Source organism: Maribacter sp. 2-571 (assembly GCF_050589625.1).
Classification (GTDB): domain Bacteria; phylum Bacteroidota; class Bacteroidia; order Flavobacteriales; family Flavobacteriaceae; genus Pelagihabitans.
The window spans coordinates 13,667-31,561 of the sequence record NZ_JBNGOP010000002.1 but is presented as its reverse complement, the minus strand read 5'-3'; the positions used below and the strand labels follow the sequence as shown (position 1 = coordinate 31,561).

At 44.6% G+C, this 17,895-nt stretch carries 8 protein-coding genes and 1 pseudogene; all 9 read left to right on the top strand.

What is annotated here, in order from left to right:
• Window position 1 precedes the first annotated feature (1 nt).
• The 9 genes and pseudogenes from ACRD7P_RS01480 to ACRD7P_RS01440 all read left to right on the top strand — a co-directional run bounded on the left by ACRD7P_RS01480 (window position 2) and on the right by ACRD7P_RS01440 (window position 17,807).
• On the top strand, window positions 2-1,081 hold the full coding sequence (locus ACRD7P_RS01480) for an LptF/LptG family permease (protein ID WP_430905700.1): 1,080 nt from the start codon (window positions 2-4) through the stop codon (window positions 1,079-1,081).
• Window positions 1,068-1,955, top strand: coding sequence for a DMT family transporter (locus ACRD7P_RS01475; RefSeq protein WP_430905699.1), 888 nt, complete (start codon window positions 1,068-1,070; stop codon window positions 1,953-1,955). Before ACRD7P_RS01480 ends, ACRD7P_RS01475 begins: the two co-directional genes overlap by 14 nt.
• 65 nt (window positions 1,956-2,020) lie before the next feature.
• Complete coding sequence (locus tag ACRD7P_RS01470) at window positions 2,021-2,974, top strand: acetyl-CoA carboxylase carboxyltransferase subunit alpha (protein WP_430905698.1); 954 nt, start codon at window positions 2,021-2,023, stop codon at window positions 2,972-2,974.
• Window positions 2,975-3,142: 168 nt separating this feature from the next.
• Window positions 3,143-4,693, top strand: a complete 1,551-nt coding sequence (dnaB, locus tag ACRD7P_RS01465) for a replicative DNA helicase (protein ID WP_430905697.1) — start codon at window positions 3,143-3,145, stop codon at window positions 4,691-4,693.
• Between the two features lie 188 nt (window positions 4,694-4,881).
• Window positions 4,882-6,144, top strand: a complete 1,263-nt coding sequence (locus ACRD7P_RS01460; RefSeq protein ID WP_430905696.1) for an asparagine synthetase B — start codon at window positions 4,882-4,884, stop codon at window positions 6,142-6,144.
• Between the two features lie 716 nt (window positions 6,145-6,860).
• Window positions 6,861-9,611, top strand: coding sequence for a glycoside hydrolase family 9 protein (locus ACRD7P_RS01455; RefSeq protein WP_430905695.1), 2,751 nt, complete (start codon window positions 6,861-6,863; stop codon window positions 9,609-9,611).
• Window positions 9,612-10,153: 542 nt separating this feature from the next.
• Window positions 10,154-10,980, top strand: a pseudogene (locus ACRD7P_RS01450) (glycoside hydrolase family 9 protein).
• Entirely contained in the window at window positions 10,977-12,992 is a 2,016-nt protein-coding gene (locus tag ACRD7P_RS01445; protein ID WP_430905694.1) for a glycoside hydrolase family 9 protein, read from the top strand. Before ACRD7P_RS01450 ends, ACRD7P_RS01445 begins: the two are co-directional and overlap by 4 nt.
• Window positions 12,993-13,916: 924 nt before the next feature.
• Complete coding sequence (locus tag ACRD7P_RS01440) at window positions 13,917-17,807, top strand: glycoside hydrolase family 9 protein (RefSeq protein ID WP_430905693.1); 3,891 nt, start codon at window positions 13,917-13,919, stop codon at window positions 17,805-17,807.
• The last annotated feature ends 88 nt before the right edge of the window (window positions 17,808-17,895 follow it).

Sequence of the window (17,895 nt, the reverse complement as noted above, 5' to 3'; positions counted from 1 at the left end):
CTTGACGATTTTAGACAAGTATATCCTAAAAAGGTATCTCGTTACGTTTATCGTAATGATTTTGCTGTTCGTGCCGATTGGCATTATGGCGAACTTGGCCGAACAGATCGGTAAAATGATCGATAACGAGGCGCCCTTGAACGAAATTTTTCGATACTACGGCAACTTTACCCTGTATATCGGCAGTCTATTATTCCCTATATTTTTGTTTCTGTCAATCATTTTTTTCACCTCAAAACTCGCTGGAAATACCGAAATTGTTGCCATTTTAAGTTCCGGCGTATCGTTCGGTCGTTTTTTAAGACCATATATTATCGGCGCCTCCCTAATTGCCACGCTTATGTTTTTAATGGCGATGTTCATAGTGCCCAAAGCAAGTGCCGGGTTCAACGAGTTCAAGTTCAAATACCTCAAAAAGGGACGTCAAGATCGGGTGACCACCAATATTTTTACCCAGCTGAACGAACGCGATTTCATCTATGTAAGCAGCTTCAACCCCGCGCGGCAAAGTGGTAGCAACTTTACCTTTGAACGCTTCGGGGAGGACAACAAGTTGGAATTCAAAATTTCGGCAGCAATGATCCGCTGGGTGGCCAAGGATACTACCTATCGCCTTACGTCATATCAAAAGCGAACGGTAAACGGGGACGAAGAAATTTTGGAGACCAAAAGAAGGCTCGATACCGTTTTCGATTTCAATATTGCCGATCTTACCCCAGTGTCCTATGTGGCCGAAACGAAGGACTTTTTTCAATTGAATAAATTCATAAAAGATCAAAAGAAAAAAGGGGCATCCAATATTAACGCGTACCGTTTGGTAAAATACAAACGTTGGGCATTGCCGGTAAGTGCCTTTATCCTGACCATTATCGCGGTAGCGGTATCGTCTACAAAGCGTAGGGGCGGTATGGGCGTGAACCTTGCCTTTGGTATTTTTGTGGCCTTTATTTTTATTTTCTTCGATAAAGTTTTTGGAACCTTGGCCGAACAGGCCGGTTTTTCACCGCTATTGGCGGTAGTTATCCCCAACATTTTGTTCGGTATCCTCGCATTTTATCTCCTTCAAAATGCCAAACGCTAAGCTTACCGATCAGCTCCATTTACATTTCATCGTATTCATTTGGGGCTTTACGGCAATTTTGGGCAAGCTCATTACCATTACGGCCCTACCATTGGTATGGTACCGAATGGGGATCGCTACGGCACTGATCGGACTATACCTATTGTTTAAGGGCATAGGACCCAAAGTAACAAAAAGGGACTTTGGGCTACTGATTGTCGGTGGTGTGGCGTTGGCCGTTCATTGGGTAACCTTTTTTATGGCCATTAAAACCGCAACGGTCGCCGTGGCGTTGACCGTTATGGCATCGGGGGCATTTTTTACCGCCCTGATCGAACCCTTATGGAACAAGGGCAAGATTATTGGGTACGAGCTGCTTTTCGGGATGGCCGTATTGTTCGGGTTAGCGGTAATATTCGGTTTGGAACCACAATATGTGACCGGTATGCTGCTGGCCTTGCTATCTGCTTTTCTTGCCGCGGTATTTTCGGTCATCAACGGTAGACTGGTAAAAACCGCAAGGCCCTCCGTAATCACCTTTTATGAGTTGTTGATCGGGGTAACGCTGCTATCCTTGTATTTGGGTGTGACCAACGGTTTTTCAAAAGCATTTTTCGACCTACCCGCAAACGACTGGTCCTATATTGCCATTTTGGCCAGCATATGTACCGCATACGCCTTCATTGCATCGGTACGGGTAATGCGAAACCTATCCGCCTATACCGTAATGTTGACCATTAATTTGGAGCCCGTTTACGGTATCGTTTTGGCCTATTTTATTTTAAGTGATTCCGAACGGATGAGTGCGCCCTTTTACATCGGTGCCGGGGTCATCGTACTCACCGTAATCGCCAATGGATGGATAAAAAATAGGGCGCGTTTAAAAAGGAGATGATTTCATATCCGTTCTACATAAAGTTTTATATTTGTCCATCAAAAGAACGCAACCGATCGTGAATTATGGAATATTTAGATTTTGAACTGCCCATTAAAGAACTTGAAGATCAGCTGGACAAATGCATGATCATCGGCAAGGAAAGTGATGTCGATGTAACGGAGACCTGCAAACAGATCGAGAAAAAATTAAAGGATACCAGAAAAGAAATCTATAAGACCCTTACAGCCTGGCAACGGGTACAATTATCACGGCATCCGAACAGGCCCTATACCCTGGATTACATACAGGCCATATGCGGGGATACCTTTTTAGAACTGCATGGCGATCGAAATGTAAAGGACGATAAGGCGATGATCGGTGGCCTTGGAAAAATAGGGGACCAAACCTATATGTTCATTGGGCAACAAAAAGGATACAATACCAAAACCCGGCAATACCGAAATTTTGGTATGGCGAATCCGGAAGGGTACCGGAAAGCGTTACGTTTAATGAAATCCGCAGAAAAGTTCGGTGTTCCCGTAGTGTGTTTGATCGACACTCCGGGCGCATACCCGGGAATAGAGGCCGAAGAGCGTGGACAGGGAGAGGCCATTGCGCGGAACATTATGGAGATGACCCGTTTGAAAGTTCCCATAATGGTAGTCATTATAGGAGAAGGTGCTTCGGGAGGGGCACTGGGGATCGGTGTTGGCGATGTGGTATTGATGTTGGAAAATACATGGTATTCGGTAATTTCCCCGGAATCCTGTTCTTCCATTCTTTGGAGAAGCTGGGAGTACAAGGAAATTGCGGCCGAGGCTTTAAAACTCACTGCCAACGACATGAAAAAATTAAAGATCATCGACGAGATCGTTAGGGAACCCGAAGGGGGGGCACATGCCAATAGGGAAAAAACGTTTCAGATCGTAAAAAATAAAATTTCCGCACATTTTGAAAAATTGGAAAAGTTATCACCAAAGGAATTGGTGAACGCCCGAATGGAAAAATATGCACAGATGGGCGTTTTCAACGGCTAACCACCGCACTATCCAAGAAATTTAAAATCCGGAAGACCGACTTTCCGGATTTTTTTCGTTATCAACATAAAATCGTAACTTATCAACAGCACATTTGTGAATGAGTTGTTGATATCGCATCGGGTGTTACCGATGTTAACTTAAGGTTAATTCCATACTTTCGTCACCATGGAGAGCAGAGAACCCACTATAGCGCGCAAAATCGATAAATCAACGCTAATCAACTTGGAGCGTGGTAAAATACCGCCGCAAGCTGTTGATTTAGAGGAAGTTGTATTGGGGGCAATGATGATTGATAAAAAAGGGGTCGATGAGGTAATAGATATCTTACATCCCGATGTATTCTATAAGGACGCGCACCGATTTATCTATGAAGCAATTTTCAAATTATTTGAAAGTTCGGAACCGGTCGATTTATTAACCGTTTCGTCCCAATTAAAGAAAAGCGGACACTTAGAGGCGATCGGGGGGGATTTTTACCTCATAAAACTAACGCAAAAGGTAGCTTCTTCCGCCCATATCGAGTTTCATGCGCGAATCATTCTTCAAAAATTCATTCAACGAAGTTTGATAAAAATTTCAAACGAGATCATTGAGGAGGCGTACGATGAGGGTACCGATGTTTTTGACTTGTTGGATGCCGCTGAATCCAAACTGTACGACGTAACCCAGGGCAACCTAAAACGCTCTGCCGAAACGGCCCAGGATCTCGTTATACAAGCAAAAAGGCGGATCGAGGAAATTGCCAACAAGGAGGGAATGAGTGGGGTGGCCTCCGGTTTTGACAAGGTTGACAAGTTGACTTCCGGTTGGCAGCCGAGTGATTTGATCATTGTAGCGGCACGGCCGGGTATGGGTAAAACGGCGCTTACGCTGTCCATGGCCAAGAATATGGCCGTGAATTCCAATATTCCAGTGGCGTTCTTTTCCTGTGAAATGTCCTCCGTACAGTTGATTACGCGACTTATTTCTTCGGAAACAGGACTTTCCTCCGAGAAATTGCGTACCGGTAAGCTGGAAAAACACGAGTGGGAACAATTGAACGTAAAGGTAAAGGCGTTGGAAAAAGCGCCCTTGTTCATAGACGATACACCCTCCTTATCCATTTTTGACCTTCGGGCAAAAGCAAGGCGTTTGGCCTCCCAGCATGGTATTAAACTGATCATCATCGATTACCTGCAACTGATGACGGCCGGAGGGTCGCAAAAAGGAGGGAATAGGGAGCAGGAAATTTCTACCATTTCTCGAAACCTAAAAGCCTTGGCCAAAGAATTGAACATACCGGTCATTGCCCTGTCACAGCTTTCGCGGGCGGTAGAGACCCGTGGCGGCAGTAAAAGGCCGTTACTGTCGGATCTAAGGGAATCCGGGGCCATTGAACAGGATGCCGATATCGTATCCTTTATATACCGTCCAGAATACTACAAAATTGATGAGTGGGACGATGAAGAGCGCACGCCCACACAAGGGCAGGCCGAGTTTATCGTAGCCAAACACCGTAACGGGGGATTGGAAAACATCCGTTTGAAGTTCATTGGAAACCTTGGTAAGTTCGACAATCTGGACGATTTTGATTCGCCTTTCGAATTTCAATCGAAAATGAACGATGGCGATGAAAACCCGTTCAATACCAGCAGCCTTCCCGATGCCAACGAAGCATTTGGAAGCTCCATGAACGATGGTCTGGGACCGGAAGACGATAGCGGGGTACCGTTTTAAATCTAATATATTGCTGCCATCGAGGGGAGAGAAACTGTTCTTCCTGAAAACGGACTTCTAATGATGCTCTTTACCTATTTTCAGAAACCGGTAAAGTACCTCCTTTTCTAAAATCTTTAACGTTGCCAAAAACAAAACGGAGGTAATTTCCGTTATATTTGAGAAGTACCCCTCAAAGAAAACCAGGCATGCGAAAAAGTATCCTCTCCCTTCTCTTTATTCTGTCCGCTTACCCCATTTTCGCTTCCTCCATTTTAATCCCCATGGATGTGGAAGGACAAAAAAATCATCTTAAGGCATACGGTATTACTTACTGGGTGCTGACCAAGCAACAAAAGGTTCAGTGGTTGTTGAACTATAGGGGCGGTTCGTTCCTATTACCGGATGGGGAAAACATCCGTAAGGAATGCCAAATTCGCGGGGTGTCCTTTGAGGTGTTATCGGATGGGGAAGCACAGTCCATTTTGGACGATATCGGTAGCCCCTCCATGAACCAAGAAGCGGTGGTGTTGGAAAAAGCGCCAAAAGTGGCCGTGTATTCCCCTAAGGGAAACCAACCTTGGGACGACGCGGTGACCATGGTACTCACCTATGCCGAAATTCCCTATGAGACGGTTTATGATGAAGAAGTGCTGCGCGATGAACTGGCACTGTTCGATTGGTTGCACTTGCACCACGAAGATTTTACGGGACAGTACGGTAAGTTTTATGGTGCTTATCGTGCGGCGCCTTGGTATATCGAACAAAAACAGAACGCCGAGGCCTTGGCCACTAAATTGGGATTTGATAAGGTTTCCGAACAAAAAAGGGCGGTAGCGCAAAAAATTAGAAACTATGTGATCGGGGGAGGCTTCATGTTCGCCATGTGTTCCGCAACCGATAGTTTTGACATTGCGCTATCCGCCGAAACGGTAGATATTTGCGAACCCATGTTCGACGGCGATCCCTCCGAAGCAAACTATCAATCAAAGCTCGATTTTTCCAGAACGTTTGCCTTTAAGGATTTTGTGTTGGAGCGCAATCCCTTGCAATACGAATTTTCCTCTATTGACATGACTACCAAAAGGGGTAACGTACCAAAAGAGTCCGACTATTTTTCGTTGATGGACTTCTCCGCAAAATGGGATCCCGTACCCACTATGCTCTGTCAGAACCATACCGCTCTGGTAAAAGGCTTCATGGGACAAACTACCGCCTTCGAACGAAAGTTGGTAAAACCTACCGTTATGGTTTTGGGGGAAAACAAGATCAACGGCGAAGCGCGCTACGTGCATGGGATAAAGGGTAAAGGCTTTTTTACCTTTTATGGGGGTCACGATCCCGAAGACTACCAACATCGCGTAGGGGACCCAAAAACGGAACTGGAACTGCATCCTACTTCCCCCGGGTATCGACTCATCTTAAATAATGTACTTTTTCCTGCCGCACAAAAGAAAAAGCAAAAGACCTGAGTATTTTGGCGCTACAGATACTCAAAATTAACTACTTGCCTTACTTTTTTTGTTTGATCAACCCCCGTGAGGTTCCAAACAGCTTGTTTAAAAATGATTTTTGAAATTTTGTTTTCTGGTATTATCCTGTCAATTTGTTGATTTTATTGACTTCAGCGTAATGTTATTTGATCATTTCGCAATTTTTAGATAGAAATTTTATTAACTATGTAATGCCGAGAGGTCTAGATTTGGCACATGCATTTTTGTCAAAAACAGATCTTAAAAGGTATTAAAATTCTTTTTTTAATTAAAAACACCACAGTATTATGAAACAAAAAGTACGTAAAACGGTTGTTTAAAGTAGCTGAAACAACCTGGTTTTTTCCGATGAGTGCACTCCAAAAAAACACCGATATCGGATTTGATCATTGATGGATTTAAATAGGCCTTACAGGTCCGTCGCAATACCAGCTGTTCAATACCCTAAATTTTAAATGAAATGCCACATAAGCATCACAGCACCGTTTGAAGGTGCCTACCGAATAGTGATACAATGTGCCGTTCCGTTAAAAAACAGGGATGCTTCTAAAAATGGGGACAGGGAAACCTAGGCCCAACTGAAACAGCTGTTGAAATTTACAGAATTTAAAAGAAACGCTTCTTGGCCAAGTACTGGCCGTACCCTGAGGTACCGTAAAACAAAAGAAGAGGTTAACACGCAAATAGTTTAAATTATGGAAAAAAATGACATATTTCGAAAGGGCTTGCTTTTGCTCCTTTTCATCGTTGGGGCCATGGTTTCCGGTTTTTCGCAGGGAATCGACACGGATAAAAATTACATTCGGGTAGACCAATTTGGCTACATGGAAAAAGCTGAAAAGAAGGCTATTATCGCAAAGTCCCTAGAGGGTTTTAATAACGATCAGGGCATTCTGTTGGATGCCGATATTGCCGTGGAGCTGCGAACCCTTGAAGGTGAGGTAGTACTTCAAAAAAAGGCCAACATCTGGAGAAATTCGGAAGAGCAGGATGAAGAACGTTCCCTTTTGGATGTGGCCTCGGGAGACCGCGGTTGGACATTTGATTTTACCGAATTTCAAACACCAGGGGAGTACTATATACAGGTTACCGATGAAAATGGGTCCAAAATAGACTCCCATACCTTCAAGATCGGTGATGCCGTATATGAAGATGTGCTTCGGGTTGCTTTGGAAACCTTCTACTACCAACGTATCGGACAGGACAAAACGGCGGAATACGGTTCAGGCGCGAATTGGGTAGATACCGCATGGTACCAGGGAAAATTTCAAGATACCGCGGCACTGTCACCATGCAATTACGATGAAAAATATCCTGGCGGTAGCGCTAGGGACGTCGGTAAAGGTTGGATAGACGCTGGAGACCCCAATAAATATATCAACCTGGCTTCTCCACCGGTACACAATTTACTGACTACGTATCAGCAACACCCTGAATTTTGGAACGATTTTGCACTTCGCATTCCCGAAGCCGGTGGAAACCTTCCCGATATTCTGGATGAAATTAAGTGGGAATTGGATTGGGTCATGGCCATGCAAGATCCCGATGGTGCGGTCATATCAAAAGTTGGGGTAGTAAAGGATGCCTACATATCTCCGCCAAGCACCGACGACCGCCCTCGTTTTTATTCGCAAACCTGTCCCAGTGCTTCCATGGCAGCCGCCGGAATGTTGGCACATGCCGCCTTGGTATATAAGGATTTTGATACCGAATATTCAGATCTGCTCCTGGAGAAGGCCGTCTTGGCTTGGGAATACTACCTAGGGTATGCGGAGCCATTGGATTTGATTACTCCGGGAGTGATTACCGATGCCGAAGTTGCCAATATTACCTGTCAGTATACCGCCATTAAAGCGGGAGATGGCAACGGTCCGTTACGAATATTTTTAAATGAACATTATGCAGAAGCCGCTGCTGCTGCCGTATACCTGTTCGCGATGACCGGGGATACGAAGTATGATTCATTTTTCATCTCGCATTATGAAAAAGCAAAATTGTTTCGACCTAGAGGAACCTGGGGATTGTTAGGCCCAACCCAAGGGGAGGCATTTCTGTATTACACTGGTTTGGACGGGGCCAACCTGGGGGCCGTAAATAAAATAAAAAGCGCCAAAGAAGCAAAAATCGATGAAAAAGAAGAGTTTTACGATCCTAAGGATGCGGTATCCCTATATGGTATACGGAATCCCGATTTAAATTGGGGCAGTAATTCGGCCTTATCACGTCAAGGATCTGATAATCTGGATTACCTGAATTATGCCATTGACCTTCCCAACCATCAACAAAAGTATCAGCGAATGGCCGATGCGATCTTGCATTACTTTCATGGTGTAAATCCCTTGGGAATTACGTATTTGACGAATATGTACGAGTACGGTGGCGATTTTTCCGTGGATCAATTATGGCATACCTGGTTTAAGGACGGTACCGATTTTGATGGCAGGTCCTTTGTAGCAGGTTCGGCCAAAGTAGGGCCCGTTCCCGGATTTATATCAGGTGGTGTGAACAAAGAAGCGAACGCCGGATATATCGACATCTATTTAGGCGGGAACCGTTATACGGATATCGTTGAGAACCAGCCGCTGCTCAAAAAGTTCTCCGATGAAAATGGATGGAACCCGAATAAGGAATATTTGCGCGGGAGAGAGGCGTACCGTTTCGTGGAAAATGCGAATAATTACCAAGCCAGTTACATTAAGTTTTTGGCCAACTATGTGGCCAATACCACCTTGGTAGCACCCGACCCGAATACGGATACTGACCCAGACCCAGACCCAGACCCGGATTCGGATCCGGACCCAGACCCAACAGGAGATTTGAACACCTTGATCGTAAGGGCCAAGGGAACCTCGGGAGGAGAAGCATTTCGCATTCAGATAAACAATCAGTATTTCGGTAACACCAATACGGTCGGTACGGAGTATCAGGACTACAGTTTTGAAAACGTGCCTTCGGGAACGGGCAATATTAAAGTGCGTTATATAAACGATAACGGTGACCCCGCAAAAGATTTACAGGTAGATTATATTCAGGTAGGGGCACAAACGATACAGGCCGAAGACCAGCGGTTGAATACGGGAGTGTCGCAGAATGGAACCTGCGGCGGATCCAATTCGGAAATGCTGAATTGCAATGGATTTATTTTGTTCGGAAACGTCGTTTTTGGTGGTGCCGAATTGAAATCTAATTTGTCGGGGAGCAACGGTTTTTCCGGGGCGTTCAAGGTTGTTCCCAACCCGTCATCCAATAAAACGGTAACCATTACTTCGGAAGCATCCTATAATGTAACTCTTTATGATTTGGTCGGGCATACCGTTTTCGTCGAAAAGGGGGTACAGGGCACAAAGCAAATCCGTTTTCAAGGAGTCCAGAGTGGGGTGTATCTTTTGGAACTGACGAATTTGTTGATCGGAACTTCCGAAACCTCTAAAATTGTAATCGATTAGTTTCAAGTATTGGTAGTAACTGTGATAAGGGTAGGAGCCCCGACAACCGCAAGGAGTCGGGGCTTTCTCTGTTTGCCATGGTTTGGCCGCAATAGCGGTCCAGAACTAGAATCACTTCTTTGGTGGTGGCACCAAGGTAAGGTAGTAAGCACTGAATTTAGAAATTAGAATGGTAGGTGATCCCTAGTGCACCTTTCAAGAATTAGTAGTAGAGTACAGGATAAAACCTCATATGCAATAGGATTTTGTCAAAAAAGAGGGTTTTAATATTCGATTTTTTGTTTACTAAAAAATCTTTTTCAATTGAACAAATTGGTAATCAATTGTTTATAAGAATCAATAATTTTGAATATAATGATCAATTGTTAATCATATTTTTAATTTTTTGTGATTTTTTATGTGCATTTGGTAATTTTTTAAGATTTATTGATTAACTAAGTAACATTGAAAAAGAGATTTTGCTATTGCTTTCACCATGATTGATACTTTTTTGTCAATAGCGAGGCTCAAAAAACTAAACCTTAAATCCTAAAAAAAAGATTATGAGCAAGAGTACCTCCAAAAATTTTGGCGATGCCAAAATCTTTCTAGCGGGAAGAGAACAACACCTTATAATTGGGAAGCCATCCTTTAATAATATCAGAACATTGATGGTATCGGTGTTTCTATTAATGGCGACCTTTTTCATCAGCGCACAAAACAATAATGATTTTGACGATGGACTTACAAAGTCCATTTTATTTTATGATGCACAGATCTGTGGTAAACAACCATCTTGGGTCCGTTTCGATTGGCGTTTCAATTGCCATATGAACGATGGAAAAGACGTAAACAGGGACCTGACCGGTGGCTATCACGATGCCGGCGACCATACCAAATTCAATTATATCACCGCACATGCAATGCGGGTGTTGGCCTGGTCCCTTATCGATTACCGCGGGTCTTTTAACAATACCGGAAACGAGCAACATTTATTGCGCCATTTGCGATGGGGTGCAGATTATATGATAAAAATGCATCCATCCAAAAACGAATATTATTCGCAGATAGGGGTCGCTAAGGCATCTCCCAATCCTGAACACGGGGAATGGGTGCCCGCACACAGGCAAAGTCCGAACATCGATCGCAGTGCAAAAAAAATCACTACCAAAAACCTGGCACCCATATGGCGGCCGCAACGGCCGGGGCATTGGCAGCGACCGCTATCGTTTTCAAAAACCGCGATAGCCAGTATAGCAATAAATTGTTGCGCCATGCCAGGGAATTGTATGACTTTGCCGACAAGCATAGGGGATACCACGATGACCTTACCCCAAATTTCAGGGGGAGTATCGAGCCATACCCCCTTCGCAAAAAAATGATGAAGTGACCGATAATAATTATCAGGATGATCTTTTTACCAATGCCGTATGGTTGTGGCGGGCTACCGGAGAACAAAAATATAAGAGCAAGGCCGAAAGCGAGTTCAATCACCCCTCGGTAAAAAACGCAAAAGGGTGGATGATGCATTATAGGGACCATGCCTATGAGGGATTTTTGCTGATGTCCAAATTGACAGGGGAAGCAAAGTATTTCAATGCGGCCGAGGTCTGGCTCGATGGGGAGTTAGATGCTCCAAGGACCAATGGCGGACTTTATTTTCGAAGTAATTTTTTAGCAGCCTCGTTGGGTGCCTCCATGGCATACGGCGCATTGTATTATGCAGAACTTAGGGGAACTTCGTTTTCCAAATACAATAGATATCGCAGATTCGCTTTTGATCAAGTCGACTACATATTTGGGGACAATAAACTAAAGATGTCCTACATTCCCGGTATCGGTACAAAGTTTCCCAGAAGGGTACATCACCGTACGGCGAGCAACACCGACAGAATAATAGAAAAGCGCAATGATACCTATGAGTTGACAGGTGCTTTGGTAGGCGGGCCCAGCGACCCCAACGATAATTTTGACAATGACCGGGGGAATGTCAAAACCACGGAACCTTCCATCAACAATCAGGCATTTTTTGTAGGCTTAATGGCCCAAATGGTAAAAGAATCGGACGGTGGCACCCAGCCTCCAAGTGGAAAGGACGAAATTGTTTCCATCACGGCCCCCGGACAGGTGACCCAGGGAAAAACTGCCCAGCTTACCGTAAAGTACAGCGCCAAAACGAATCGTGACATTGGGGTGTTGTTCCGAAGGGACGGAAATCCAAACTATCAAAAATTTAATGAAGTCAAGTTGGCCGTAGCCAAAGGTTCAAGAACGGCGACCATCAATGTGCCCATTCCGAGCAATGTTCCGGTAAAGAACAATGACTATCAATTTCAGGTGTACATTGTTCCAAAGGGAGGTAGTTTCAGTAACAGACTTTCCTCAAAAGTGAGGAATGATGTCAATGTATTAAGAGGGCAGTCCACACCGCCCGGAAATGGGATGATCAGAATTCGGGTCAAGGGCGATTGCGGTTCGGAGAGGATGCAATTACGGGTCAATAATGTCGTAAAAAAGATCTGGAACACTGTCAGGACCAATTATACCGTTTACGAATATAACGGTTTCAGTTCCGGGAGGGTAAGTATTCATTTCGTAAATGCGGCCAGAACGAACGGTTGTGATAGGAATCTGGAGGTAGATTGGATTGAGGTCTGTGGAAAACGCCTGCAAACGGAAACCAAGGCGACCGAAACTTCCAGCTGCTGCAAAGGGGACCGGGATAAATTGTATACCAACGGAAACTTTAACTTCGGCAACCAAACTTGTGGGAGTAGTCCTTCGGGAAATATTGTTATACGTGCCAAGGGGGATTGTGGTGACGAGGTAATGGAACTCTACGTGAACGGAGCACAAAAAAAGCGCTTTACCGGTATCTCCAACGGTGGTTTTGCAGATTACGTGTACAGTGGTTATTCCGGCGGACGTATTGTGGTGCGGTTTGTCAACGACGGCAGCGGATCTTGTTCGGACCGAAATCTTACCATCGATTATATCACGGTATGTGGGCGAAGGTTGCAAACGGAAACGGAAGCGGTAGAAGAGAATTCAACCTGTTGTTTGGGGAATAAGGAAAAACTGTTTACCAACGGTCAGTTCAATTTTGGAAATCGCAGTTGTTCCGTTGCCTTGAAAACCAAGCTCATCGGCACCGAAGAAGAAAAGGCTACATTGGCCGCTTTTCCCAATCCGGTCACCGATGGAATGTTGCATGTTTCGGCAAAGAACGGCTTCTCCGTGGAAATCTATGATCTGTTGGGAAGGGAAGTATTGACGGACACCCGAAACACGGGCGGCGATCATCGTATTTTCGTTAAAACGATTCCCTCGGGCATCTATCTATTGCGATTGACCGATGCCGTTACCCTAAAATCATATACTTCCAAGTTAAGCATTCGGTGAGTGCCATAGGTTCTCGGCGGTAGTGCTGTAAGAATAAAAAAGTTCGAACGTTTGTACGTTCGAACTTTTTTTAAACGGTCGTTATGGTTATGCTGATTCATAAAATGCCATTTCTGAACCTAAAACCAGCTTATCCAAATGCATAGCTAAAAAAAAGAAACGATAAACCAATATCCATAGCTGTGCGAGAGATAATATACTGATGCGATGAGTCACATGCCGTGATAATGCGGCGTATGAACTGGTTTTAGGATTGAATTTTTCCAGACAAAAAAACAGTGTTCGAAAGTAGTGCCAAAAAGTAGTTTTGTACTGTAAATATTTGTTAAAGCGGAGTGGTCCAACTGATGTTATCGGATTAGCCTACGGGGCACTGGTATGGTAAGTTCAATTGCGGTAAAACGGACTTGCCGTTATCATCGATTGGCTTTTGTACAACCAATAGGGCAGGTTAGCGGAACCAAAAATTCACTAGGTGAAATCCTATTGATACTTTTAAGTAGATGATAATGAGTTATTTAAATTTTTTTTTTAGCATCGTGCTGTCAGAACGGTTATGGACAAGTCCTGAAAAAAATTGCTCCGTTTTGAAACAAAGCTTATACTATTTTGTCAAAAACAGAAGAAGGAAATCATTTCTTTTTGTTAAGGCGTTCTTCAGATTTCTTCAACATTGCCATTTTTTTACCATCGACGAACTGCACGCCTATGGTATGAATTCATCATTTTTTTATCGTATTCCTATAATTATGTCGTTTTTTTGATGATTTAACGATTAAATAGCGCTGAAATTATTAACTATATGCTATGAAGTAGAGTTGTTCCACTATGGCAAAAAAGACAAAATGATATTATTTTGTCAGTTTCCAGATGATGTAAACATCGGAAACCTCTGGTTAATTAACACTTAAAATTTTATTGTTTATGGTTAAAATTACTCCACGCTTATTATTGTTTTTGTTGGTGTGTGTTTTCCTTGGAAATTTCCATGGTGAGGCACAAGGCATCAACACAAAAAAGAACTACGTACGTGTAGACCAATTTGGTTACATGGAAAATGCCACTAAAATGGCCATTATAGCGAAAGCCGTAAACGGTTTCAATGCGGGTACCGGTATTGATCTCAATGTTAATGTAAACGTTCAGTTGCGAAAAAATAGTGATAATGCTATCGTTTATCAAGCAAGGGCTACGGTTTGGAACGGTGGCGGTACGGATGAACTTTCCGGGGACCGCGGTTGGTATTTTGACTTCAGTTCTTATACTACGCCGGGTACCTATTATATAAGGGTGACCGAAACCAATGGCAATACGGTAGATTCCAATCGGTTCAAAATAGACGACAACGTATATGATGATGTACTACGTGTTGCGATGGAAAGTTTTTTTTACCAAAGAATAGGTCAAAATAAAACAGCGAGCCACGCTTCCGGATCAGACTGGGTAGATGGTCCATGGTATTTGGGGACCAATCAAGATACCAATGCAAAATATCTATACAGCAATGAGCGTCGTAATGTAGGGAAAGGCTGGATTGATGCCGGTGACCCCAACAAATATGTGACCTTTGCCACACCTGCGGTACATAACCTATTGACCACTTATCAACAACATGAGAATTTTTGGAAGAGTTTTAGCTTGCGTATTCCTGAAAACAACAATGACCTTCCTGATATCTTGGACGAGATAAAGTGGGAAGTGGATTGGGTGGTGTCCATGCAACGGAATGATGGAACCGTTCACGCAAAGGCGGGAATCAAGGAAGATGGTGCTTACGTATCCCCGCCAAGTACCGATTCGAGAGAGCGCTGGTACAGCCAAACCTGTCCTGCCGCGGCCATTACGGCTTCCGGTATGATGGCACATGCGGCGGTGGTGTTAAGAGACTTTCCTTCGCAATCTTCCTACGTGTCCGATCTTACCTCGAGAGCTGAGCTCTCTTGGGACGCCTACACCAATGCTTCGGACAAGGATGCCATTTGCGATAATGGGGAAATTGAAGCAGGGGATGCCGACGGTCCTGGGAATCAGTATCTTTTGGAAAACGTAGCCGAGGCGGTCTGTGCTGCGGTTTATCTTTACGACCTTACCGGAAAATCGAAATACAACGACTTTGTCAAGAACAACTATACCCAGATTCGTTCCATGTTCGATAGGGATTGGGCGATTTACAGGGCCAACCAAGGCGAGTCTTTACTCTACTATACTACCTTGAGCAATGCTGACAATGCTGTTAAAAATGCGATTATCGATCGGAAGAATACGAGTATATCAAGGCAACCCACGATTTACAAAGTAGATCCTAGCAACGATTTTTACGGATTCGACCCATTTTACCTGAACTGGGGTAGTAACAGTTTGATCGCCAGACAGGGATCGGATAACTATGACTATATCAACTATGGTCTGGACAGCGGCAACCACAACAATTACCGAGAGGTATCGGATAATATTTTACACTATTTTCATGGAATAAACCCTTTTGGAATAAGTTATTTGACGAATATGTATAATTATGGCGGGGATTTCTCGGTTGATCAAATGTGGCATACATGGTTCTTCAATGAAGGAAAATATGATGGTACACCAAATGGTTCCAATATCGTGGGACCGGCACCCGGGTTTGTGACCGGAGGTGCTAACCCGGTTATCAACAGGCCGAATACGGTGGTTACGATCGGTGGGGTTAAGTATAACGGTCAAACCGTAGGCAACCAACCTGGCTTAAAGGCATTTGCAGATGAAAACGATTACATCGTGGGGGAGAGCGAAGCACCTTATGCCCTAGTAGAGAACGGTATTTACTATCAAGCAAGTTACGTAAAGATGTTGGCTAATTATGTGGCCAATGGTGGAGGTGGTTCCAACCCTGGTCCCGATCCGGACCCGGTTACCGAAGGATCTCAGGAAATAGAAGGCAATTTTACTGTGTTCAATGAAGCCGGAACCAGCTTTAGTATCGGTGTCGATGGTTCCAATCCAGGAGCGAGCAACGGACAATATGTTCGATTGTTCGATATCGATGACGAATTGTCCACCACCTTTAGCGTAGGTGAGGCGGGAGACTATAAAATTGATCTGAGGGTAAGGACTGGTGAGCAATCTGCTAACAGTACCAGTAATATGGTCGGTAATTATGAAGTCAGGATAGACGGAACAGTGCGAACCTTTAGTTTCGTATCGGGGTCTGCATCCGCTCTGGACGGGGATACCTATTGGGGTCTAATTTCCCACACTAGGAACCTTTCCGCGGGAAGCCATACCATAAGGATCAAGGCAAAAGGACCATGGCTGAAAGCGGACCGGTTGGATTTTGCCAAGACCTCTGGCGGTGGAAGTGGCGATGTTTTCGGAGAGGTAGGAACCTCAAGTACCAATGCGAATTGGAAAACGGTGAACTATGCAAACAGTTATACCGATCCCGTAGTGGTCATGGGGCCATTGGGCATGTATGGCGGCCAGGCGGCAACCGTTCGAGTGCGCAACAGTGGCGGCACCAATTTTCAATGGCAAGTGGATGAATGGGAGTACTTGGACCAATCGCATAACGCCGAAACGGTAGGGTATATGGTCGTTGAAAAAGGAACGCATACCATGGCGAACGGCAACAAGATCATAGCCGGTAAAAAAACAACAGGTACCGCAGTTACCACAGTCACCTTTTCCTCGGCATTTTCGGCCAAACCAACAGTATTGGTACAAGCCGTCACCAATAATGAGGCGCAGGCGATCAATGTTCGCGTGAGGAAAGTGACTAATACGGGTTTCGAACTCTACATTCAGGAGGAGGAAAATGGCGGTACCTTGGACGGCAATCGGTCGCATGTGAACGAGACCGTCGCCTGGGTCGCCATGGAACGTGGCAGCGCCAACGGTAGTGGTGTAGGCAAGTTTGAGGTCGTCAACTCGGCGAACGAAATCACCGATCAGGATAAAAGAATTTCCTTTTCACAAACTTATAATAGCAATAACAGGGTACTTATCGGCCATAGCCAAACCACGGATGGTGGTGATGCCGGGGTAATCCGATACCGCGCCAATAGTACCTCCAATACCTTTAACGCAACGGGAATCGATGTCTTTTTTCAAGAAGAAGCGTCCAAAGATGCTGAACTCGCGCATGCGACAGAGGTTTTCGGGTATATCGTTTTTGATGGTAAAGGCAACTTGACCGGTTCCGGCAGTGGCGGTAGTGGAAACATTGTTGTTAGGGCAAAAGGAGATTGTGGAACGGAGACCATGCAATTGCGCGTGGACGGTACCACGGTGCAGACCTGGAACAATGTAAGTACGAGTTTTACCAATTATACGTATAACGGGTTTACCTCGGGAGCGGTCTCCATCCACTTTACCAATGACGGAAGTTCCGGAAGCTGTACCGATAAAAATTTGGAGGTCGATTGGATCGAGATCTGTGGCGCACGTTTACAGACGGAAACCGCGTCCACCAAAACGTCTACTTGTTGTGCAACGTCCTTGGATAAATTGTTTACCAACGGTAACTTTGCCTTTGGATCGCAAACCTGTGGCAGCATTTCGTTAAAGGTCGCCGCAGCACCAGAGGAAGCCATTGCGGAAAATGTGATCACGTTTTTCCCAAATCCGGTTCGTGGCGGGGTAATCAACCTTGTTTCGCAAAACAACTTTAGGGTCCGTTTGCTCGATCTGTTGGGCCGAGAGGTGTTCAATAGCCCGGAAATGCAAGCAGGTACACAGGAGTTGAATTTGGACGGACTTCATTCGGGGCTGTACATCTTACAAATGACAGATGAATTAACCAAAAAATCGAGTACTTCAAAACTCATTATCGAATAATTTAGTTAGCTAAGGTTTAAAAAAACGGACTGTCATTTTAGTGGCGGTCCGTTACGAACCGGCACCTATTTTTCAAAAACGAAGCTTA

Bases quoted from the DNA above. Each gene is read 5' to 3' on its own strand.
- ACRD7P_RS01475 (WP_430905699.1), top strand. From the start codon at position 1,068: ATGCCAAACGCTAAGCTTACCGATCAGCTCCATTTACATTTCATCGTA.
- ACRD7P_RS01470 (WP_430905698.1), top strand. From the start codon at position 2,021: ATGGAATATTTAGATTTTGAACTGCCCATTAAAGAACTTGAAGATCAG.
- dnaB (WP_430905697.1), top strand. From the start codon at position 3,143: ATGGAGAGCAGAGAACCCACTATAGCGCGCAAAATCGATAAATCAACG.
- ACRD7P_RS01460 (WP_430905696.1), top strand. From the start codon at position 4,882: ATGCGAAAAAGTATCCTCTCCCTTCTCTTTATTCTGTCCGCTTACCCC.
- ACRD7P_RS01455 (WP_430905695.1), top strand. From the start codon at position 6,861: ATGGAAAAAAATGACATATTTCGAAAGGGCTTGCTTTTGCTCCTTTTC.
- ACRD7P_RS01440 (WP_430905693.1), top strand. From the start codon at position 13,917: ATGGTTAAAATTACTCCACGCTTATTATTGTTTTTGTTGGTGTGTGTT.